Annotated in this window: 21 protein-coding genes, 1 tRNA gene and 2 pseudogenes; 5 read left to right on the forward strand and 19 right to left on the reverse strand. The window is 55.0% G+C overall.

The window, feature by feature from the left end; genetic code table 11:
• Positions 1 to 277 precede the first annotated feature (277 nt).
• Together J3P85_RS19455 and J3P85_RS19460 are read right to left on the reverse strand one after the other, a co-directional pair.
• Positions 278 to 643, reverse strand: a complete 366-nt coding sequence (locus J3P85_RS19455) for an NIPSNAP family protein (protein ID WP_434703034.1) — start codon at positions 641 to 643, stop codon at positions 278 to 280.
• An 87-nt stretch (positions 644 to 730) separates the two neighbouring features.
• Positions 731 to 820 (reverse strand): annotated as a pseudogene (locus J3P85_RS19460) (transposase domain-containing protein); the annotation flags it as partial.
• 2,073 nt (positions 821 to 2,893) lie between these two features.
• On the opposite strand from J3P85_RS19460, the gene J3P85_RS19465 reads away from it, so the two are divergent.
• Positions 2,894 to 3,619 carry a type II toxin-antitoxin system HicB family antitoxin gene (locus J3P85_RS19465; RefSeq protein WP_434703035.1) on the forward strand — a complete coding sequence of 242 codons (726 nt, stop codon included), beginning with the start codon at positions 2,894 to 2,896 and terminating at the stop codon, positions 3,617 to 3,619.
• 180 nt (positions 3,620 to 3,799) lie between these two features.
• Here J3P85_RS19465 and J3P85_RS19470 read toward each other — a convergent pair whose 3' ends face one another.
• From J3P85_RS19470 to J3P85_RS19485, 4 genes are all read right to left on the reverse strand, one after another.
• Positions 3,800 to 5,749, reverse strand: coding sequence for a hypothetical protein (locus J3P85_RS19470; protein WP_434703037.1), 1,950 nt, complete (start codon positions 5,747 to 5,749; stop codon positions 3,800 to 3,802).
• Positions 5,750 to 5,784: 35 nt separating this feature from the next.
• Positions 5,785 to 6,156: a hypothetical protein gene (locus tag J3P85_RS19475; protein WP_434703038.1), complete on the reverse strand. Its 372-nt coding sequence runs from the start codon at positions 6,154 to 6,156 to the stop codon at positions 5,785 to 5,787.
• A 204-nt stretch (positions 6,157 to 6,360) separates the two neighbouring features.
• Positions 6,361 to 6,876: a hypothetical protein gene (locus J3P85_RS19480; RefSeq protein ID WP_434703039.1), complete on the reverse strand. Its 516-nt coding sequence runs from the start codon at positions 6,874 to 6,876 to the stop codon at positions 6,361 to 6,363.
• 315 nt (positions 6,877 to 7,191) lie between these two features.
• Positions 7,192 to 7,455, reverse strand: coding sequence for a hypothetical protein (locus J3P85_RS19485; RefSeq protein WP_434703040.1), 264 nt, complete (start codon positions 7,453 to 7,455; stop codon positions 7,192 to 7,194).
• A 286-nt stretch (positions 7,456 to 7,741) separates the two neighbouring features.
• On the opposite strand from J3P85_RS19485, the pseudogene J3P85_RS19490 reads away from it, so the two are divergent.
• A pseudogene (locus J3P85_RS19490) lies at positions 7,742 to 7,993 on the forward strand (type II toxin-antitoxin system RelE family toxin).
• 73 nt (positions 7,994 to 8,066) lie between these two features.
• On the opposite strand, the gene J3P85_RS19495 reads toward J3P85_RS19490, so the two are convergent.
• The 5 genes from J3P85_RS19495 to J3P85_RS19515 all read right to left on the reverse strand — a co-directional run bounded on the left by J3P85_RS19495 (position 8,067) and on the right by J3P85_RS19515 (position 10,765).
• A complete protein-coding gene (locus J3P85_RS19495; protein ID WP_208666149.1) occupies positions 8,067 to 8,828 on the reverse strand; it encodes a DUF1828 domain-containing protein in 762 nt (253 codons plus the stop codon).
• The gene (locus J3P85_RS19500; protein ID WP_434703041.1) at positions 8,821 to 9,309 is read right to left on the reverse strand and encodes a hypothetical protein; all 489 of its coding nucleotides are present in this window, start codon (positions 9,307 to 9,309) and stop codon (positions 8,821 to 8,823) included. The genes J3P85_RS19495 and J3P85_RS19500 overlap by 8 nt, the downstream gene beginning before the upstream one ends.
• A 74-nt stretch (positions 9,310 to 9,383) precedes the next feature.
• Positions 9,384 to 9,644, reverse strand: coding sequence for a YHYH domain-containing protein (locus J3P85_RS19505; RefSeq protein ID WP_434703042.1), 261 nt, complete (start codon positions 9,642 to 9,644; stop codon positions 9,384 to 9,386).
• A 390-nt stretch (positions 9,645 to 10,034) separates the two neighbouring features.
• Complete coding sequence (locus J3P85_RS19510) at positions 10,035 to 10,436, reverse strand: hypothetical protein (RefSeq protein ID WP_434703044.1); 402 nt, start codon at positions 10,434 to 10,436, stop codon at positions 10,035 to 10,037.
• Between the two features lie 200 nt (positions 10,437 to 10,636).
• Positions 10,637 to 10,765: transfer RNA gene (locus J3P85_RS19515), tRNA-Ser, on the reverse strand.
• Positions 10,766 to 10,885: 120 nt separating this feature from the next.
• Here J3P85_RS19515 and J3P85_RS19520 point away from each other — a divergent pair.
• The 3 genes from J3P85_RS19520 (at position 10,886) to J3P85_RS19530 (ending at position 12,608) form a co-directional block, all read left to right on the forward strand.
• Positions 10,886 to 11,095 carry a hypothetical protein gene (locus tag J3P85_RS19520; protein WP_186707499.1) on the forward strand — a complete coding sequence of 70 codons (210 nt, stop codon included), beginning with the start codon at positions 10,886 to 10,888 and terminating at the stop codon, positions 11,093 to 11,095.
• An 89-nt stretch (positions 11,096 to 11,184) separates the two neighbouring features.
• Entirely contained in the window at positions 11,185 to 11,925 is a 741-nt protein-coding gene (locus J3P85_RS19525; protein ID WP_434703046.1) for a hypothetical protein, read from the forward strand.
• A 2-nt stretch (positions 11,926 to 11,927) separates the two neighbouring features.
• A complete protein-coding gene (locus tag J3P85_RS19530; protein WP_434703048.1) occupies positions 11,928 to 12,608 on the forward strand; it encodes an SOS response-associated peptidase family protein in 681 nt (226 codons plus the stop codon).
• A gap of 127 nt (positions 12,609 to 12,735) precedes the next feature.
• Here the strand turns inward: J3P85_RS19530 and J3P85_RS19535 are convergent, their stop codons facing one another.
• From J3P85_RS19535 to J3P85_RS19570, 8 genes are all read right to left on the reverse strand, one after another.
• Positions 12,736 to 13,317: a hypothetical protein gene (locus J3P85_RS19535; protein WP_434703050.1), complete on the reverse strand. Its 582-nt coding sequence runs from the start codon at positions 13,315 to 13,317 to the stop codon at positions 12,736 to 12,738.
• A 385-nt stretch (positions 13,318 to 13,702) separates the two neighbouring features.
• A complete protein-coding gene (locus J3P85_RS19540) occupies positions 13,703 to 14,215 on the reverse strand; it encodes a lysis protein (protein WP_434703051.1) in 513 nt (170 codons plus the stop codon).
• A complete protein-coding gene (locus J3P85_RS19545; protein WP_434703052.1) occupies positions 14,212 to 14,637 on the reverse strand; it encodes a cell wall hydrolase in 426 nt (141 codons plus the stop codon). The genes J3P85_RS19540 and J3P85_RS19545 overlap by 4 nt, the downstream gene beginning before the upstream one ends.
• Positions 14,638 to 14,696: 59 nt before the next feature.
• Positions 14,697 to 15,065 (reverse strand): phage tail protein, encoded by a 369-nt coding sequence (locus J3P85_RS19550; RefSeq protein WP_434703053.1) that lies wholly within the window; start codon positions 15,063 to 15,065, stop codon positions 14,697 to 14,699.
• Positions 15,062 to 15,373, reverse strand: a complete 312-nt coding sequence (locus J3P85_RS19555; protein ID WP_434703055.1) for a hypothetical protein — start codon at positions 15,371 to 15,373, stop codon at positions 15,062 to 15,064. Before J3P85_RS19555 ends, J3P85_RS19550 begins: the two co-directional genes overlap by 4 nt.
• On the reverse strand, positions 15,373 to 16,476 hold the full coding sequence (locus J3P85_RS19560) for a pyocin knob domain-containing protein (RefSeq protein ID WP_434703056.1): 1,104 nt from the start codon (positions 16,474 to 16,476) through the stop codon (positions 15,373 to 15,375). The genes J3P85_RS19555 and J3P85_RS19560 overlap by 1 nt, the downstream gene beginning before the upstream one ends.
• A 12-nt stretch (positions 16,477 to 16,488) precedes the next feature.
• Complete coding sequence (locus J3P85_RS19565; RefSeq protein ID WP_434703058.1) at positions 16,489 to 17,163, reverse strand: hypothetical protein; 675 nt, start codon at positions 17,161 to 17,163, stop codon at positions 16,489 to 16,491.
• 319 nt (positions 17,164 to 17,482) lie between these two features.
• Positions 17,483 to 21,052 carry a phage tail protein gene (locus J3P85_RS19570; protein ID WP_434703059.1) on the reverse strand — a complete coding sequence of 1,190 codons (3,570 nt, stop codon included), beginning with the start codon at positions 21,050 to 21,052 and terminating at the stop codon, positions 17,483 to 17,485.
• Positions 21,053 to 21,090 lie beyond the last annotated feature (38 nt).

Genomic DNA, 21,090 nt, shown 5'->3' on the forward strand with positions numbered 1-21,090 from the left:
GTGGTTGTTGGGGCGATTATCCCTGATGGCACCGAACCCAGGCAGGGAAAATCGGAGGGAAAATCGCAGAAAACCGGAAAATCGAGGACAGACCACGATTTGAGCTGGTAATCGGACCGTATCACAATCGTGGTCAGTCCCCGTTTTCCCTCTGGTACCGATCCATTCCGAGAGAATTTCATTCAAACGTCTCCTTGCTGCTGCCTGGACGTAACCGTCCGGCCAACACATCTTCCTGATGCCCGCAGGCTACGGGGTCTGCCTTTATCGATGTCAGCTACGCTGATCGAGCTTGGACGCTAGATAGATTTACGGAAGCTTTGATGGCATCAATTGCGTCTTGAGAGAACGCCATAACTGTCGTTGTACTGATCTCAATCCGACTGATAATGTCTTCTCTCGGGCCCTGTTTCCAGGCAGCACTTGCGTAAAAAGCATCTTGAGATACTTGGCGATGGCTCTCGCTTTCATAGGAGCGAATCAGGTGATAGCTATCACAATCATGTAATGAGCCGCCATAAGAAACGACATCTATGCCAGCTTCCAGGTGAAGCGGAACACTTACATTTTGCATTACTTGATGAAAGTCCAATCCCGATCCTGGCTTTAAGGTGTACATCAGGATTTCAATAATTCGAGTCATTCCAAGTCTTCCATGTGGAGTTTCAACGTAAGTATCCGTACATCCCAGCTTACGTTATTAGGCGGGATTCCAGCTATGCGGCCGCAGTTACGTAATCTCACTTGCTCGCTGCGTCGGCAGGCGCGCAAGGACGCCTTTCAAATAAGCATACGGTTCATGCCCGTTGAGCCTCGCAGACTAGATTAAGCCAAGCACAAGGGGGGTTAACGGGGCGGAACGTGCTCATCCACTCGTTCCCCGGTGCTCGTATCGACAATGATCATGTCCCACCAAGTGTCACTGGGGGCGGTTGTAAGCTTGTATAAGCGACCAGCGACAAGATTAACGTCTCGAAGCTTTCGATCCAAAGAACTGGTAGTGCCGACCCAATACCTGAGTTCCAGTCGATGCCTACCGGAAGTGAGTCGATATTCTGTTTGGGTAGCGAGTGCGAAATTGGTTTTCCGGCCGTCAACTGTGGCAATGAACAGCGACTTGTCGGTTAGGCCAATACGCGCAACGTCAGAATCCGTTAATCCTTCAGCTGCTTTTTCAGTGTAGGAGATACAGCCGCCTGTGGCAGTAATTACCAGGGCAATTGCTAAGGCCCGTAGCGCCCGAGCTTTCGACATATCCGCATCCAGATCGTGTGGAATGAACGCAGCATTCAACCCCAAATCAAACCAAATTGCCACCATCGGTCGCGGGATGGCGGCGCCTGACTGGAGACATTCATTCAACCAGCGACGACGAAGGGCATGACCTGTCCATCATCAGCTCATGCTTGCAACAGTGGCTATTTGCCGGTATTACTGGCGCCATTTAATAGCAAGGTAGCTGGCCAGTGAAATTCGTTCCTAACCGTCTCACAGCAGTATCCGTTTTTGCCGCATTAGCTCTGAGTGGGTGCGCCAGCTATCCAAAAGAGACAAAGGTTAATTACGGCCCCGGGAAGATCGTCGTCGTAACCAGACAGTATGTATGCTACTGGGACGCGCAGATCATTGACGGTAAGCGTACCGGCGTGAATCTATGCGGAAGATCCCATTCGGGCTTTTCCTTTGATGATCAACCTCAAATATGGGCAGGCCTAGGAAATCGGATGCCGCCTCAGTTTCAGCTCAGTGACGCTATCGCGGGAACGAAGGTGCCCCTTAAAGGCCATGTGGGCTTTCTCAAATGCGACCCGCTGAATCAAACCTCTAGCTCTAAGCCCCGTGTCACTTTTTGCAAGCTCACACTCAACGACCAGTTACTCATAAGTGCTGAGGTTATATTTGAGGCAGGCTCCGATACACGTATGAATGACAAGCCCGATCCGATCTCTGCGCTCATTGAAGCGGTGCGAAAACCGTAACAGGCTATACACCTGTCTGGACCAGCGTTCCGAGCCACTATTTCGTACGCCTGGGCGTGAGCCTGTCCGTGAAGGATTGCCACCACCAGCCCTTAAGGCAATCCGGCACGATGGCCTTGGCAGCAGCAACGTCAAGATCCGTCACGGCCTTGTTTGATGTGCTGGCTCAAAGGAAGCGCATGGTGTAGGCGGGTTACGTTGCTCATGCCAGAACCACGCGCAAGTGAAAGGCGATCCCGATCAGCCTTCAATCACAGCCCAGCCTCCAACAGTGCACAGCGGAAACTTGGGACAGATCACGGTTTTAAAACTCGAACTGAACGCAATCTTCACATCCCTTTCACAGCCGAACGCCTATGGTCATCTCCGCTCCTAGTGAAACCCTTTCAGCTCGGCCTCCCCAGCCGGGCTTTTCTTTGTGCGCTACTAAAGGTACGCGCCCTAGAAACCGGCGATGATCCACGATTTGAGTTTATCTGTGATCCGCCCGCCTCATAATTGTGGTCTGTCCCCCGTTTTCCTTCCCCGTTTTCCGACGCGAAGCGTGCCTAGATCAGCAGCATCCATCGTCACTCAAGAAAGAAAAATAGCCTGCATAGTCTGGGCACTGCCCGAAACCAACAATACAAAAATGTTGTATCGTTACAACAGAAATGTTGTAGAGTGGCTTATCCAAACAACCAAGCGAAGTGATGAATTTCTGCGAGCTCAGACAATGGTGAAGACCCGAAGGGTGACCTTCGAAGCAGGCAAGGGAAGCCCCTTCAAAGTCCGCCCACCGCGACAGATCTATCTCGCGGATCACGGCTCCAAGGAAAGGCCGGACCGACCGGTAAGGCGAACAATAAACAACTGGGCTCTGGAGAGCCTTTTCCCCACACCTGAGCGCTGACGATTATCTTCAAGGAATGACCATGTACGACTATCCAATCCGATTCGAACAGGACGGTCGCGCCCCAGGCGTTGCCGTGTTCTGCCGTGATTTGCCAGAGCTGAACAGCTACGGGGATGACCGGGAGCACGCAATCCGCGAAGCCCTGGACGGGATTGAATCCACCCTCTCCATCTACGTCGATGAGCGCCGCTCGATTCCGCCCGCGTCGGACCCGCTGGAAGGCGAACACGTCGTCCATCTACCTGCGGTGACTGTGGCGAAGATTGCGCTTTGGAACACCATGATGGAACGAGATATGCGAAAGGCCGACTTGTGCCGGCTGCTCGGCGTGCATCAGGCCCAAGGCGATCGCTTGGTCGACTTTCTCCACACCTCCAGAATGGATCAGGTCGAACGCGCCTTGGATGCTCTTGAGCTCTACGTTGATATTAAGGTAATGAGCCAGAACCCAACCAGATTGTTGATTCGCCAAATTCAAGAGCCGACGGCCACCCGTTACCTTGTGCATCTTGCAAATAAAGGCTTGGATGAATTGAGCCTGCCAACTGGGCTGGCACAGGAGTACGCCGCCGTTCCACCAAAGATCGCAACCGTAGTTCTAGACGGTGACGACAATGAGTTTTGGTGGCTCAGTGAAAGTTCTGAACGCCTCAGCAGCCTTGGTTGGGATGCTTTTAGCCTTGCGAGGCTGAAACATGAAAACCTGGGCCCTACTCACGACGAGGATTTGGAGCAACGCGGCTGAAAACGAAAAGGCGCCAATCAATGTCGAGGCGCCTATGTCCTGAGGTATTGTTTTAGCTGATCCAGTTGGTGCCGCTTGCTGGCATATGAACGGGACGGAAAAAGGGGTGTATTTTCTGCCGGCTCCCGATCCAACCAAGCGAATCCTGCCCAGAATGTTGCATTAGATTCAACGACGTTATCAACGAGCAAAGACTTCGCGAAACTTCTGAGTGTCGTGATGTACAATCCAGTCATGTACTTTGTAAGGAACATAAAGCCTCCGCTTAGCTCGGGATATGGCGATGTAGACAGCACAGATCCGCCGATCAAATTCATAGGCGTCCTTAAACATCGACGTTGTGAGCAACCCCGGGGTCAGGAGCACATAATCAAACTCCATACCCCCTGCCTCTTCTGCTCTCATCAACATGCAGCTTTTGCCAGGCTGACCTACTAGAGTGCTCATTTGAGTGACGTCTGCCACTCTAAAACCCTTTTCCAGTTCGGCCTCTAACCATAGAAAGGAGTCGTCGTACTGGTTCGCTTCTCGCACCTGTTGCCAATGCGTCCACTCATTGAAATATGGATGCGCTGCTTCCTCACCCAGTTGGTGAAAGCGCGGATTGAACAAACCGATGGCAGTGGTCATGAAACGCCAAAGGTCCTTCTGCTCCTTGCTAGAGTAAAAACTAAATGGGCATCTCAGGTCGCGCAATTGGATAACCCACTTCATGGTGTCCCACAAAGAAGCCGTGAGCACAACGCACTCCTCTGGCGGTACGAATGCCTCAGGATACTCCTCAATGCCGACGTCTGCATGGCGAGCACCTTCGAAAGGCTCCTTGGTCTTTCTTGAATGCCGGGAGATCAAGGGATTGACCAAGCGCTCGATGTTACGACCAGAGCGCACTGAGAAGCCAATGGTGCTCTGCCGAACCGATTGCCCACGGGCGACAACATCGCTTTCTGCATGCTGGTACTCGTCCCCCAAGGTAACCAGCACCTGACGTCCGCGCTCTAGAATCTGAAGCAAGGAAGCTGGAACATCTTGGCTCTCGTCGATAAGCACATGCGAATAGCGAGGCGACACCACGCAACCTTCCAGACTGGCACACTTGATCATCAGTAACACTTCGAAGCCAGTGCGGCGTCCCCACTCTGGATTTGCTTGAATGTATGTCCATAGCCGACTCGAATATTCCAGCAGCACCATAGCATCGGTTTTGGATAGCAACTTGTGTAGAGCAGGCATGTGTTTAGCCGACAAGGTGTAGTCCCGCGACCGGCAATAGAGCTCCAACATTCTCAAGCAAATATCCATAGTCGCCGGTGTATCGTGCGATCCCAGCCCGACGATATTCAGCTGTTGGGCGAGCATTTGCTTGCTTGGCCCTCCTCCTTCATTTACTGGATGAACGATTCGGCGTTGAAGAAGTACCGATGCAAACTTGCGAAAAGTGCTGCAGGTCGGTTCACTGCTGTTGTTTTTCATTCGCTTGCGTAGGGTCGCAAGCTTTTCCTCGGTGTGCGCCAGTACCAGCGTAGTCTTCGGCTGCAAGCATTCAACCAACGCACCCATCAGGTGGCTTTTACCAATTCCCGCGTAGCCTTGCACATGCAGGTGCTCGTCCAGATTGGCTCTAAAAGTCCTAACAAGATGATCCTGTGCGCCACTCAACCAGCGTTCATCGTGACAGGTGGTAACCATCTGCCTCTGGAAGGGATGATGGTAGCGGACATGGCGATACTTATAGTCGACGTCCCACCTACCGCTGGACAACAGGTATTTCTGAGCAATGACTTCATCGGCGAGCAGGAAGCGTAGATTCGATTTCTTGATCGTTTCGATGCCAAAATATAGTTTACGGCGGTCGAATAAACGTTTTGCCTCTGGCAGCAACTTAGACTTTGTCAGGCTAGGTGCGTCCGCTGCCCAATCCAACAGCTTGACAAGAATTCGCTCGACGGCTGTCGGGGTAAGATCCTTTTCGGTGACCTGTACAAGGTTCTGGATGACCAGCATTGCGGCCAGCTCCGGATCTGTCAGTACGTCGAGAGCCTCCTGGGAGCCTTCGAGCAAACCTGCGCAGGTTTCTTCCGTGATGGGAAGGAAAAGAGGCGTGGATAGATCAAAGTGTTCCGGTTGCATACAACCTCATTACCAAGGCAGGCCGCATTGTAGGACTAATCCTCATCAAATTCATCGTCGCATTCAGAGCAATCGACCTCTCGGTCGCTCGTGATTCTATGCAATAGCTCTACACGCTTGACCTCATTCGGGTTGGGCTGAGTATCGCGAACATCTCTTAACCATCCCAACTCGATCAGCCTAGCCCGGACCACTGCAGAAGGCACCCCTAGAATGCTACCCAGTTCAACCAGAACCATACTCGCGGCAAGAACGTTATGCTCTTGATGATCGACATAAATGTGCCCATGGCCACGCCATTTGAGGTCGTAGAGATCTAGAAGCGGCTTCAAGTGGCGTGCCAGTACGTCCTCTCGCGCCCATTGAGCATCCACTGCTTCGTCGCACAGGGCATCTGACTCGCGCATACCCGTTCCCCTAGAGTCAATTGCGAAATTATTCGGAGAATATCTTAGACGGAAAAAGGACGGAAAAAGCGGAAAAAGGAAACGGATTATTTCCAATCGTGCAGCTAGTTCATCCAAGCGAATCCATTCGATGGAAGCCCGCAGCGCAACGAAGCGAAAACAAATCTGCCCTTTCTCGCTTTTTTCGGGTGTGATGCTTCGGGTTCAGCACTTGAAAAGCACATTGCACCGGGCACACCACCCTTCGGCTGCGCTCCGGCTCATTGGAAAACGACGGAGGGGATGACTTGTATCGGCAACCGTCAAAACCACTGAGAATCCTATGAATCTACGCCGAATCTCGTCGGCTGGAACACTCATGCCCGCCCCATCGACTATTTGAAGAACCCCGCCCGACACCCTGGTGTCAATCTGTTTCCACTCACACTGCCAGCCTGTTACCCAGGTGAAATCTCGAACTTGATAATCGCCGGTGGCGCTTTGGCATTGAGCAAGTTTTTTGTTGGAAGGGTCAAAGGCAAAAAATAGAGGGTTTGGAAAGCCGAGCAACTGAGTATCGTCAAGGCTCAGGCCTTCTTTTAGGTTGATGGATGCTACAAGCGCCTTTGCTCGTCTCTTGCGCCGTATCAAGTGCCATATGGCGAGGCAAAAAATAGAAACAGAAGCCAGGAAGAGCTGGCGTCCTTCGACTGTAAGCTTACCGGACGAAAACTCTATCATGCCCCACAAGAGTCCTATCGTCGCAAGCCCCGATATCCAAGCGGCGGGGACCACTACACTGTTAGCGAGGCGAGCTCCGAGCGTCCTCAAACAGCTTGTCATAACAGTATCCAAATCTTTAGAAGAACTTGTAGGTTATCACTTACAGAGCGTTAACTTATAGGACTTGGTCTACATACGTATTCATAAACCAGTCAGGTATTTCTTCTTCGTGGAACTGAAGATCAGTACCGTTAGGTGCAAATGAGATTTGAGGGGATCTGGTCCTTGATGGTGCTCTTACCGGAACCATTAGGACCGGCAAACACCCGCAACCTAGGCATAGACACTGAGACGACGAACTTTGACGACTTCTCCGACAGTCACCTTACGGCGAGGCTTAGCTTCACCCACTACACGGATGCTGCCGTCAGCCTTCGACTCAACCAGGTGGGCTCCCTCAACCATGAGCACCGTGTGCCCAGCTGCAAGGGCGCGGACAAAAGCTGCATGGGTAGCGCCCGCTGCCACGTCCGGGATCTGAACTTCCAGGTTCTGGATAGCTTCTTCAGAGAGCGCTTTTTTTTCAGATCCAGCCATGATTGCCTCCAGTGCTCGGTATGGGGTGATACACATTCCAGATTCTAGCGACATCAGTGCGCTTTCTAAAGGAGCATTGTCTACCTCTCCTCAGCTGGGAGAGGTTAACAGTCAAAGCCTTCTAGATCTCTTGAGACGGGACACACAGCAAAAATAAATCTGTCCCTTTCCCCTTGTCCCCTTTCCCTTTTTTCCGTCCCGTTTCCTCCCTTTTCTGACGCCGACGAAACACCCATTCGAGTATCTCTCAACGGTCTCATCGGAGAGGCCGAGGTAGATATCGCCAATGGCCGTTGAGTACGGAGTTGAGTGGGATCCAAAGACTCTAAAAGAACTGCGGAAGCTCGACGGCACCACCCACCTCCAATTCTTTTGAAAGCTCCAAGAACGGCAGGCCGGGCCACGAGAGCCAGGAGATGCGCTTCACGGGAAGACGGATTTCTACAAGATCAAATTGCGCGGAGCCGGCTACCGACTCGTGTACCGCGTTGAGAATGCACGGATTGTCATTCTGGTGCTGACTGTCGGCAAGCGGTAACGAAGCGGCGTCTATGATTCGGCCAGGAATCGGTAGGCAGATACAAGCAGCCCGGCGCAGGGCCGGGCTGGAGTCAGTGAACGGCGGAACTGTAATGCGCCTGAAAGTCACTGAACAATATCGTTGGGGACAGTCCGCCAAGAACATTGATTTCGTCCTCGGCTTTTTGTTTCTTGTCCCGATCATCAACTATGAACAATACATCAACTGGCTCTTCGGATTTATTGATGATCACGGCCTTCCTGAGCCGAGCATTGATTGACTGTTGCACCGGAGCGACAGCATCAACGTATGTATCTCCCCACAAGAAGTCGAAGGTGACATCAACCTTGCCTACCCTGAGAGCAGCATTTCTGAGCAGCTTCCTTTCCGGGTCTTTGGCCCGAAGCAGCATTTCAACTTCCTCAGTCAACGAGAAGTCAGTATCTCCTTCAAAAAACCTGTCTTCCTCCCAGGTAGCAATCGCAGCCATAAGCCGAAGAATCTTCGCTCCCCAAATATCGAGATCATCTTCGGGAAAAACGCATTCAAAGGCGCCTGCGCTGGTCAATTCAAAACCGTGGCGGACGCCAAGATTCTCGAGACCTTTCCAGTTTCTCTTGTCGCCGAGAGCGTAGCCAAGCGAGCGAAGCGCGAAAATTGTTATTCCGTCATCGGTAAATTCAATATGGTTTCCGCGCTTAATCAGGTAGAAATCGAGAGGCTTTCCCCCTGGCAAGGTTATAGGCGTGCTTATGTAGGTAGCCGGTCCGCTACCTACATTAACGGTCTGGCAATGCCATCCCGATTTTGAGAAAAAATCTCCGCATCCAATGCTGCACATACCCTCACCCAAATAGATCGTCCTCGAAAGGAGTCGATATTGAACGACCACTGCTGCTTACAATTCTAGCGTGGCGCACGAATCGCTCAACCCACCGGCGCTCGGTGGCACCACTGATAGACGACCGGACCTTTTTTGTCACTTGAGCCAAACGCTCGTCACCAAGATGAAGGTGAGGCCCGAACATGTCCATTCCTTTTTCTCTATGGGATCGCTCATGCTCTGGCCAAACCTCAAGCATGAAAACGCGGCGTTTTTCCTTGCCCTCCCGGTACATAAGCCCATAACTAACCCGCTCGCCCATCCTCCCAGGCTGAAACTCGCCCTTGAAGTACAGATGCGGAATGGTAACGCGACGATCATCCAGCAGCATGCTGGTAGCTTCAAGCCATCCGCTGTGGGAGGGCTTTTCGAACCACTCCACATCTTCCGATAGAAATTTTATCCGCTGGCACCACTGGCGACAGTCGTCTAGCCAGGTGTCTTTGTGCATTACCACTCCTTGATGTTGTTGGCGTACTCAGCCTCACCCGCACAGTCATTCCCGCCTTCGCCTCTCTCCATCCCCTAGTTTATGGTCGACCGCAACGTCAGATCTGCGCTAGACCGCTTGAATAGGGGCGATCCTCTTGGAGGCCGAGACGCAGCCTCCTGATTCGGCCCGGTTAACCGTCCCTGGGTCAAGAGTTCTACGGCGCTCAGACAGTGACGTGTTCCAGCTTTCTTGTCGTTATGACAGCCCTGGCTGTCCGTGCGGCCACCGTGAGCGATTGCAGAAACAGAGGCGACTGCGAGAACTGCGGCCAGTACAAGGGTGATGATTTTCACAGTCCACTTCCTGTGATGGTTTCCTTTGACGGATGCGCAGAATTTAGCACCATTAATTCGCCACTACGAGCATGAAGGTAGCCCCTCTCGCTCAGCCTGGAGAACGTGCCCCCCCCTAATCGCTTATCAGCGATGCGCCTGTTTGAGGCGCTGATGTTCATATTCGTCTACGTCGCATTCACGGCTGCCTGGTTTGGCTTTGCCGACGGAAAATCGAGGACAGACCACGATTTGAGCTGGTAATCGGACCATATCACAATCGTGGTCGGCCCCCGTTTTCCCTCAAACGGGTAAAATCCTTGATTATCTGGCCTAGTGCAAAAGGATGGGCTGCGAGTGCCAACTCGATATCAGCCCGCAATTCAGGATGGATTTCGACTCGAATAACCACTATCCGACTTGATCGATCAGACGCTGAGTGTTGCGTGTCGTCAGGGTTTTCAGCCCTTCCAAGTCGATATCGCTCTCGATGATATTCGGAACGATGGTGCGTTGGCGTATAAGGGAATTATTCATCGCCGCGACCGAGCGTGCCTTCGCTACAGCTCGAAGCAGCGTATTGAGCTCTTTTTCGCGCCCAAGCGGAGCGCCAACTTCACGGAGCTTCTTCTCTGCGAACCTCAGGTTATCTGCGACCAGGCCAAAAGGGTGGCCTTCCAGATAACGTTCGGGAACGCTTTCCTCGCATAAAATCTTGGTGCATTGACTCATGTCGGTATCGAGCTTGCTCAGATCGGCAACAACACGTTTCATAAGAAACTGCACATTAACGCCACCGATACGCCTATCCATCGCCTTACCAAACCTCTTTCCTGAAAACGCTCAGAGCGTAACGCGATAAAAAACCTCCGGCGAGGGGCTTGGGGTCAGATTAGTGCCCTTGAAGAGATTTTCAGAAACCTCCTACGTCGCAGCGTTAAAAACCCCCAGACGCAAAAAGGGCCCACCTTTCGGTGAGCCCTTCTAGACCGCCCAGCAGAGCGGATTTTGTTTGGTAGGCGCGATTGGACTCGAACCAACGACCCCCACCATGTCAAGGTGACCGTGAAGCAAGTGTAACATCATGAAAAATAAAGGAAAGTTTACCCCTGCCGAGTGTTTTAAATTCGACGTATCACCCTATAAGAATCAATAACTTAGGCTTGTATATTCCTACAGTATTGCCCCTCCTCCGGCGTCCTGCCGACAAGCCCCTCTTCCCCAAACTGCTACGCTGACTCCATTGCCCAAGGAGTCGTCACATGCCCAACTCGGACCTTCTCCCTTCCCTGCTGTGCAAAATCAACGAGAACCAGCTCGCGCTTGAGGCCGCCATCATGGAGCTATCCAATTGGGTAGAGGCACGCGGCTCGGCTGACGTGGCCGACAACGTGCGCGGCGCCCTGGACACCATCGACAGGAACGAAGAATTTATCAAGCTGACGCTTGCCGTGCTGATGGCGCCGGAATGAAATAACGCTGCTCGTCGGCTCACACTCGCCCGGATCTCATCGCCTCGATTACTGTACATACAAACAGTATCTAGCAAGCGATCCCCATCATGAACTTTGAACAGGCCAAGGCGCTGAGGATCCAGCTCTGGCGAACAACCCTCGACGACCACGACTTCCGAATGGAGAGCCCGGAGGCGCATCGTTCCACCCTCCTCGAGTCAAGCGCCCGGCTAGCAGAGGAAGGGCTCATTGATCGGATTGAACAATTCGAGATGGATGAAATGGCGAACGCCGCGTACTGGCACGCCGTAGAAGAGCTGCAATCGAACCCGACTATTTTCCGGCCCTCATATGGTTATGACGTCCTCCCCCGAGGCGGAGGGCCAAGGATCGGGACGATTTTCCATTCTGTTCTCCGCCTGGATGCAAGCAGTAGCGATTCACTCCGCCCCTATGATGGGAAGGTTTACCGGGACGAGACTGGGCTGGTGCTGAAATACAGTTCCTCGACGGAAACCGGGAGCATCGAGGGGTTGGTCCTGACTATGGCAGACGGAAGGCAGTTCGACCTGATCGAGGCCAGGCGGATGGTGCAGGGAAAGGTGTACACAGCTATTGAGGATCCAGACGTGTATCGCTGGATGGTCGATGTCGTCCAGGTCGCTACTGAAACCCGGGACGTCGACATCGTGGAGAGAATCAGGCCCTTTCTGGAACTGGCGAGATTCCGTCAGTGCTCGACGTGCCTAGACCGCTTTGGCAAACGAGAGGATTGCATTGTATGCGACGGCCAGGGTTTCGTCCCCAAGCTCTTGAGCCGTAGCTATCTTCATAATTCAGGGGGTTAAACATGTGTGGACGACTCTCGCAGTACTCCGGCATCCACGACTTCGTGGCCGCCTTGAGCATGCCCAACCCCATGGTGAACTCTGCCGGCGACCTGCCGCTGGAGAGGTACAACGGCGCGCCGTCGCAGCAGCTCGCCCTCTTCCACTTGGAGGATGATGTCCTACACGCCGATCTGGTGCGCTGGGGCTGGCGGCCGGCCTGGGCCAAAGACCGGGCAGCGCCGATCAATGCCCGAGTCGAGAAAGTCGCCCACGGGCCTTTCTACCGGTCGATCTGGCCGAACCGCTCCATAACGCCTATCAACAACTGGTTTGAGTGGGTCGATGAGGGCGGCCCCAAGAAGCAGCCCTACTTGATCCGCCGGCGAGACCAGGCTCCTGTCCTGTGCGCGTCCATCGGCCAGTTCCCCGCTGGTGGCCGTGAGCCGGGTGAGCACGACGGCTTTGTGATCATCACCGCCGACAGCGTGGGCGGCATGGTCGACATCCACGACCGCCGTCCGGTAGTGCTGACGCCGGACCTGGCCCGCGAGTGGCTGGATCCGGCCACACCAAAGGAGCGGGCCGAGCAAATAGTCCTGCATCAGGGCGAGCCGGCCGAGGCCTTCGAGTGGTTCAAGGTCGACCGGGCTATTGGAAACGTGAGGAACCAAGGCCCCGATCTGATTAAACGAAACACATGAACAATAGTCCTGGACTAATCGGGGCCACACACAGCGCTCCAAGTCCTATTTCCTATTGCCTGCGTTCGAAGGCAGGATGAATTGATCTCTGTAATAAACCAATGCGTTGAGCCGAGCGTTTCGATGCTCAATCCGAAAACTTTAGTTCTCCAATAGCCCGCACGATACCAAACCCCCGTGGAATTCCTTCTGGTAAAAGATTCATTCGTGCAAAAGCCCAACTACCAGTCTCGCAATCCTCACTCACACAGGCATCATACCAACTTTTAGCCGTCCCGCCTGCGACAGCGGCCATGACATCTCCTTCTATAATGAAGCCGTCTTGATGAGAATCTATGAATGTGCCTTTTGTAACATGCACCCTATAATTACTAATATCTGCTTCAAACAGCACTTTCCCCTTGCCCTCCCATATCTTTAGCTTTGTTCCCTCATATCTATAATCCCATGCATTGGTGGCGACACTAAGCTGCCCTCTATCTACTACCAGCAATACGTTTCCTTGCGCATCCGTGGATCTCATGGAAAATGTCAGCCAGCCATCTTCGAAGTGCAGCATTAGGTATCCAACACCGTTTACCCAAAGAGCATAATGACTGTCCCTCTCCGAGGACAGATTAACTACAGAGCGGTTTGAACCTAGCAACAATTCAATCTCTTTGTTGCCCTCAAGCTTATGTGCCGAAGTAAGAGACTTGAGCTTATTCACAGGATTGGCTCTGGCGTAACGGACCCTCTCCAAAGACAACCTATCTCCTGTTTTGTCTGTATGATGCGACCTGCATAACAAGACGAGGTTATCTACACGATGTTCAGGTAACTGGGCATAGTCAATCATGTGATCGTAGTCGAAAATTGGACACCCGCATAAAACACACCCGAAATAGCACTCTTTCCTTACTTGCCGTCTAATAGACTCCGGTATCGCAGGTCTTGCTTCTCTCATGTTATAGCCTCCATATTTCTTCACGGGAGATACCAGATGTCGAGACTGCATGCTGCGACGGAAAAATCTGCTCTGCCGCATCTTTCATATCGTTTCTTTATGCTAGCTGATCTCAATCGTAGCTTAACTTGTTGGCGGCTGCTTCAAATCAACGGGAAACCGAACGGGCGTAAGATTGGCACGCCTGCAGCGCGATCAACCCCCGGTCGCCGGCATCGGTGATGGCGATAATTCTTTGAGCATGCGCTGGGTCAAGTTGGGCTCGACGGGCTCCATGAACCACGCCGACGGCGCCGGGGGTGGCAGGCACTCCGCTGCAACTGGCAGGATCCTCGGCGAGTAGGACTGACAGCCGGACATCAGCAGTAGCGAGGCGATCGCGCAGGCGATCTTGATTACGTTGGGCATCGGTAAGGGCTCGGTGGTGGGTTTGGTCACTGGTGGTCAGCTGCTGCTCCAGGGCCAGGCGCTTGCCTTGCTCTGCCTGAACCTGGTCCGCGGCCGCGCTGCCGATCTTGGCGAGGTCGGATAGATGGGCGTTGGCCTGCTCTGCCAGTTGCCCGCTGTACCGCCAGTCCTGCACCTTCCATGTCGCGCTGATCGCCAGGATCAGCGCCACGGCCACCCCGGCGATGAGCAGCTTCAGAGTTCCGGGGCTCATGGCACGTCCTTGAAGAAGATGTGATTGCCCAGGCGGAAGGTTTGGGTTGCGTCCTTGGCCCAGGCTGGCGGCTTCGGCATCGTGGTCGCGTAGTAATGGGTCGCGCCATTGGTGATGTCTGGCTCCTGGCCGGAGATCACCAGATCCGCCGCCCGTTGCGCCTGGGCGAACTGCTTCGGCGGGATCGGCTTGGCGCCGCTCAGGTAAGGATAGTTCCGGTCGTTCTGGCTCCAGCAGCTGAACTGGTACGGCTTCAGGCAGACGCCGGCGTAGCCTTCGCCCCACCACGAACGGTCCTTACCGTCGTTCACGCGGTTGCGGATGACGCAGGCCACCGCCACCTGGCCGGCGAAACTCTCGCCACGGGCTTCGCCCCACAGCGTGCGCGCGAGGATGTCGCGGTCTTTCTCGGTTGCGGTCATAACTTTTCTCCGGGCAAAAAAAATCCCGCTCGATGGCGGGTTGCGGTGTTCTAGTTACGTCAGATGGGTTCAGCGGCGGCCAGCATCGGAGCGGCGATAATCTCGGGAATTGCCGGCTCAGTAGGCCACACCGGCGCCTGGTACCAAGTCGGCTGAACCGTGACCTTGCCGAGGGCGAACTTGTACGTTTTCCAGGCCTTGAGCGGCGCTCCCAGCGCGACCTGCTCAGCCTCCTCCTCTGGCGTTGCCTCGCCGATGTCGATGCCGAAGCCGATCGTATCGATGCGATCCTGGATGCGCTCGATTTGCGCCAGCGCTCTGGCATTCCTGGCTGATAGCTCGGCCTTCGCCGCGGCCAGTTGAGCGGCCGCTGCCGCGGCATCCTTGATGGCTTTGGTAATCAGTTGGGACCAGTCAATATTGCTCATATGCCTGCCTCGATAAGTGGTCCAGGGAACACAACCGGGCCGTCCAGGACATTTTTGAGCGGAACCGGGAAGGCCTGTTCGGGGCTGTAGTTCCAGGGGTTCGGGAGCAGCAGTGTCAGAACCAGCTCGCCATTGATTCGATCTACATCCCCAGCGAACCAGATCGAATTTATTGCATGCCGCGGTAACGTGTCGCCATCGCCGACTAGCGTAAAGTCGAAGTCTTCGCCATTAACCGTCAGGACATCGCCGTTCTTTATTATTTCTAGCGTGTCATCTCGCCGCTGAGGACTCAGTATGATTTTCATCAATACCACCTTCCAATTGCAATAATAGAACCAAACACTCCCAACGATGCTGAAGAGAAAGTGCTCCACCATTTGAAATCGCACGCTGCGTTAGAAACAGTGCGCAATGTAATTCCTAATGAGATTGTGTCAGACGAGTTCCTTCCAACAAAACTAGAAACTGTAGGTGTAGCAAAAAATGGCATTGACCAAGTAATAGAGACGCTCGCCGATTGGAAAAGAGTACCTGACGCAGTGTTAACGGCTTGGGCTATGGTAGGCATACTAACCATGCATATCTGAGTACCGTCAGCGAAGCGGGTATATTCTCCGTTAGAGTTTGTGCCCCGCTCGATAATAGCTCCTGTCGGAACCCCGCCAGACTGAGACGTCGTCCCGACAATAGGACTACCTACCACACTCCAGGCCGTCCACGTCCCGTTGTTGAGCACTCGCTTGTATTCAACGCCGGTTGTGACCACGTAATAATTTTGGATAGCGTAAGCCTGCGTGATACTCCTGTTCCAAAGGTAACCGTTAGTAGAAGAAGGTGCGCTGCCCTGGTTTGCGCCTGACGCAACATAATAGAACCCATTGGACCTGAGAGCATCGATAGTGGTCCCGGCGACGCTGTTCAACGATTCAGCACCGATACCGTGGTCACCGACCCTGAGGACGCGACCGACTGTCGAATCAGCCGCGGAGGTAGTCAGCGTGGCTGTTGCGGCCGTTCCAAGCCCCAGCCCTTCGCGTGCGGTTTGGAGATCCGTACCGCCAGTACCACCCTTGTTGAGCGGCAGCACGTCGTAGTTGCCGGTGGTCTTGAGGGCTGCGAGCTGGGAGCCGTATGCGTTCACGATGGATCTAAGCGCATCAGCTGAATCCTTGACGTAGCCCTGCATGGGTGCCAGCGCATAGCTGCCGCCAGATGCCGTCGCGCCGATGTACGGAGGATCGATGGAGATCGCCGTGTTGCTCGCTACGTTGGTGACCTCATACCACCGGCCATCCGGCCCACGAAATGCATCACCGACCCGGCTGTTTACGATGAAGGCGGTGCCAGTGCCTGTAACGGCATTGGAATTCAGGGTGACGTTGACCGTCCCCGCTTTATACCAGGGCATATAAAATTTCCTTTATAGTTTCGCAAATACAGCGGGCATGAAGAACACAATGGGATTGGACGGTCCAACTGTTATCGCGTAGAGATTCCCGCCCGAAAAATCCCACCAACAATATAACGACCGATTTAGCCCGTCATCAGCCAGCATGTGCATGCTAAACGTGTTGATAAGCATGTATTCGCCAACCGGAAAATCAAAATTGACCCGGTAATAGCTTCGGGTCACCCCCTGGGAGGTGTTATCACTTTTTATATATGTCCAGTTCTGGAAAGACCTTGTAAATCTAGCGTATGGGGTGCCGCTATCAAACAAAAGCTTTGAGCTACCATCCCAAATCCTCATTCCAAAATCTGCAAGTGCAGTGGCTGCGAACCCGCAAGCGAAGTATGAACCGTTTGGTTGCAAGGTATTTTCGTTGTAGGCCCGCACGTAAAAGCCGGTCCAAGCGCCGGGGGACCCAATTACCCGCATCAAGCACAGGCCAGCTATACCGCTACTACCGGCAGGACGGACAAATACTAGCGGCGGCTCCTGGCTGGTAATGGTTCGTGGAAACGATGTTACAGACCCTAGCCCAGACTCTTGGGTCGGCGAATAAGTACCCTTCGCCAAAACAACGAGCCGAGTGAACTCGGAATCTACAGTCACGACATTGCTATCGTTTGTGAATTCTAGTCCGAAAGACATTAGGAAAACCTTATGGCGATTAGACGCATTGTTACGCCAGTGGTACTACTGTACTGCTCGCGACCTCGAACATAGCTATAAACGCGGACAGCGTCGAGTATAACTTCCGTTTCAAGCTGCGAAGCCAGATTAATATCGTAACTTCCAATCGGGACTACAAAGGCAGTCCCGTTGGTTGGTGTCAGCCCGGGCACAGATATAGTTTGGAAGTTTTTTGAGTTACTTCCAGTGACTACACCGCTATACACAACTCTCATCGTGAACGACGATGGATCGAGCGTGACGTTGCCGTTCTCATCCCGGATTTCCAGCCCGTAACTCATGCCGAAAGATCTCCAAGTTGCACGCGCTTCACGCCGTTTTCGTCGTAGACCTTGATCGCGCGATTGGTCATGGTCAGGCGCCCACCGCCAGGTGCTGGACCGTTGAACTCCAGGTTTCCGGCTTTATCCAAGCGCCAGCCCTGCGAGCCGGCTAAGTAGTTATCCGATTGCAGGTACTGGCCGATCTTCAGCATCGTGATGCTGCCGTCCTGGATGAAGGCCGAGTTCATGAACACCTGGCCGCCCTGGACCGCAAACGGAACCGACACGGCGCCGCCAGCGATGGTGTTCACAATCGCGAACCGGTCAGCACTCACGAGGAACTGGCTTTGCAGGCCGGCCGGGCCGTTCTCGATGCCCAAGGCAACGCCTGCGGTGATGTATTGCCCTGTTCCGGAGTTGTACTGCATCTTCACGGACCAGCTCGTGTTCACCTTCCCGTTCACGTCGTTGATGATCGACGTGTTCTGCTGGATAGCGGTTTGTTGCTGGCCAACGGTGGTACTGATCTGGGAAAGCTGCTGAGCCGTGGCCTGCTGATTGGTGACGACCGCCTGTTCGAGCAGGGTGACGTTCGCCGCGTTGCCGGCCACCTGGGCATCCAAAGTGGTCAGGCGCCGGGCCGAGGCTTCGTTTTCAGAGGCTCGAACGCTGCTCTCCGAGGCTATAGCCGCGGTGCTGGTCCATCCCTTGATTGCATCGGCCAGCTCCCCTTCCCCGTTGTCGTCCCGATACGCTGCCCGCAAGGCTTCGAAGGCCGTGGCCTGGGCGGTGACCACGCCGTCGATCTCGGTAATGTCAGCGGTATTGGTCGCCACCTGCTGCGCCAGGCCATTGGCCGTCTCGACCGACTGCCCCACATCGAGCCAGTAAGTGGTGTTTGGCGGTGGCTTGTTAATCGGCACGGGCCCCTTGGCCTGGTACAGCCGCTGTCCCTGACGAACGATGTCGTTTTTGACATAGGTCTTGGCCGGGTCATAGAGCAGGATGTCGTCGAGCGCGTCGATCTGGTCCTGGAGGCCGGGTATTTTCTCGATTTCCGTGAGCAGATCCTCACCGAGCTCCGTTTCCGTGATCTGCCCCTTGATCAAATCAAGGATCGGCCCGGCGTTCGAACTGGCCTGGCCCAGCACCCCGTTGCCGACTGGGTACCATGGCCCGATGTTCCCGGTGCGGTCCACCAGGCGTGCCCAGAAAAAGAACGTGGCCCCGGCCAGCAGGCTTTGCAGGTTGTAATCGTTCTGGGGATACGCCAGGTCGGCCAGCTTCGTGGCATTTTCCAGGACGTTGGTTGGGCCGTACCAGATCTCTGTCCGCTGGGTGTCCTCGGCGCCAGCAGGGAATCCCCACTTGAGGCCGATGCCAAACAGCAGCGAGGTCGCCGTCAGGAACGACACCGCCGGCGGCAGGCCTTCCTTGCCCTTGAGCTCGGTCAGCACGGAGTTACGCCAGATCGACGAGATGTCGAATGCACTCACCGCGCGGACGCGGGCAACGTAGGCGCCGGCATAGATGCCCACTACATCGACGTTGGTCGAGCCGGTGCGCTGGACCTTGATCCAGTTCCCGCTGTCCTTTCGCCATTCGACGTCATAGGCCACCGCCCCATCGACGGCAGGCCAGCTGATTGTCATGGTGGCCACGGCCAACCCCTGGACAACCGAGGAGGTCGATACGACTGTGACACTCGTAGGCGCAGGCACGACGGTGATCGGAATGACACTGATCGGCCGGTCTTCCAGGCGTGCGCCGGTGTCGATAAAGGCGAACTTGCTTGGCTCGTACTGCAGAGCACTGATCTCGAAGTCGCCCTCGGTGGTGCGCTTGGTCCGCAGGACCCGGTACAACGGGATCGCTAGGTCGTCAGCATCCAGCGCCCACTGAAGCTGTGCCCGCGGCGCCTCGCTGTAGGCGACGGTCACGGTCACGGCACGGCCAGCGACACTCTGTACGGTGCGCCCTTCTGCGCGCCCGCCGGGCAGGTTGATGATCAGTCGGTCCCCGGCCTTCGCCAGGGTGTCGCGGTCAAGAGTCACAACACGACCGGCCACAGCCGATATCCGCCCGCCAATCTCCCGGCCAGCCAGCAGAGAATCGGCCACAGGGATGATGTGGCCCGGGAGCGGGATCACGCCCTCCATCCCGGTCTTGAAGGTGACGGTTCGGTCCAGGTTGTTGCTCAGGATCGCCCACTTGCCCCGGCGCTGGGCCTCGGAGGCGCGGGTGCAGGCAATGGCGCTCAACTCGGTTGGCCGGTCCCCATAGCGGCGCTGAAGGCTCAGATCCGAAAACGGAATGACGTCGGTGTCGTAGTTGTTCGCCGGGTTGTCGTAGCTGACCAGGGCCCGGGTGTACCGGGTCTTCGCCGAGGCGCTGCCGTAGGAGAATTTTCCACCAATAACGTTGGCCCGGGTGAATACGTAGTCGAAGTCCTGCGCACGCGGCATGTCGGCCTGCATGATCAGCTGGCCCTGGGCCCAGTAGGTCATCCCGCGGTAGATGCCGGAGATGTCCCGCAGCAGCGTCCAGGCGTCGGCTTTGCCTTGCAGGTTCATATCACAGAGGAAGCGCGGCTCTGTGCCGCCCAGGCCGTCGGGAACGAGCTGGTCGCAGTACTGCGCGATCCGGTACAGCTCCCACTTGTCGACCATGAACGCCTTGATGCGCTTGCCCAGACCGAAACGGTCTTCAGTGCAAACGCCGTACGTGATCCAGGCCGGGTTATTGGTCCAGACCAGCTTCATGCTGCCGTCCCACGTGCCGGTGTAGGTGCGGCTGATCGGGTCGTAGTTGCTCGGGACCTGCCATTTCCGGGCCTTGCACTTCACGGTAACGGCTGGGATGTTGGTGAACTGCTCGGCGTCGAACTCGATGTACAGCAGCGCGGTGTTCGGGTAGCGCAGCTTCGCATCGATCACCTCGGTGAAGCCGGCGATCAGCATGGTGTCGGCAATCTTGTTGCTGTTCTGGTTCGGCGTGATGCGGCGGACGCGGATCTGCCAGCCTGTGGTTGCCTCTGGCAGATCAACACGGCGGGACCGCTCGTAACGGGTGGTCGTCTTGCCGTCTACGGCATCGATCAGGACCTGCTGATAGGCTCCGCCGTCGGTAGCCACGTCGATTGCGTACTCGATGCGATAGCCGCCAATGTTGCCTTGGTTGTCCTGGCGCTGAAGCGCGGGCCAGGCGAAGCGCAGGCGCACGGCTGAAAGTTGGGTGTTCGTAACGGACCGAACCCAGGCCGCATCGCTGCGCAGCTCGATGTTCAACGATGTCTCGTTCTCAACAGATGGAATTCCGGGGATGTAGGTCTGATCGACAGACCCGGAGCGCCACTCCCACTTCACGTTGGGGAAGTTGACGTTGCCGCTGGCGTCATTGATTGGCGTGTTGTCCAGGTAGATGTCGGCAGCCGTGGGCACCCCTTCAAACTCGCCCTCTCCCACCGCAATGAGCAGCTTCGCCACGTTCGTCGAGCGCAGGTTGTCGCTGGCCTCAGTCGGAGACTTAGGCTTTTTGTCTCCGCCCTTCGCGCCGTGGATTTCTATCTGCTGTGCTGCGCCCATGCTTTCCTCCAGGCGAAAAAAAAACCGCCTCATGGGCG

Origin of the sequence: Pseudomonas sp. Z1-12 (assembly GCF_051132015.1) — a bacterium.
Lineage (GTDB): Bacteria > Pseudomonadota > Gammaproteobacteria > Pseudomonadales > Pseudomonadaceae > Aquipseudomonas > Aquipseudomonas zanjanensis.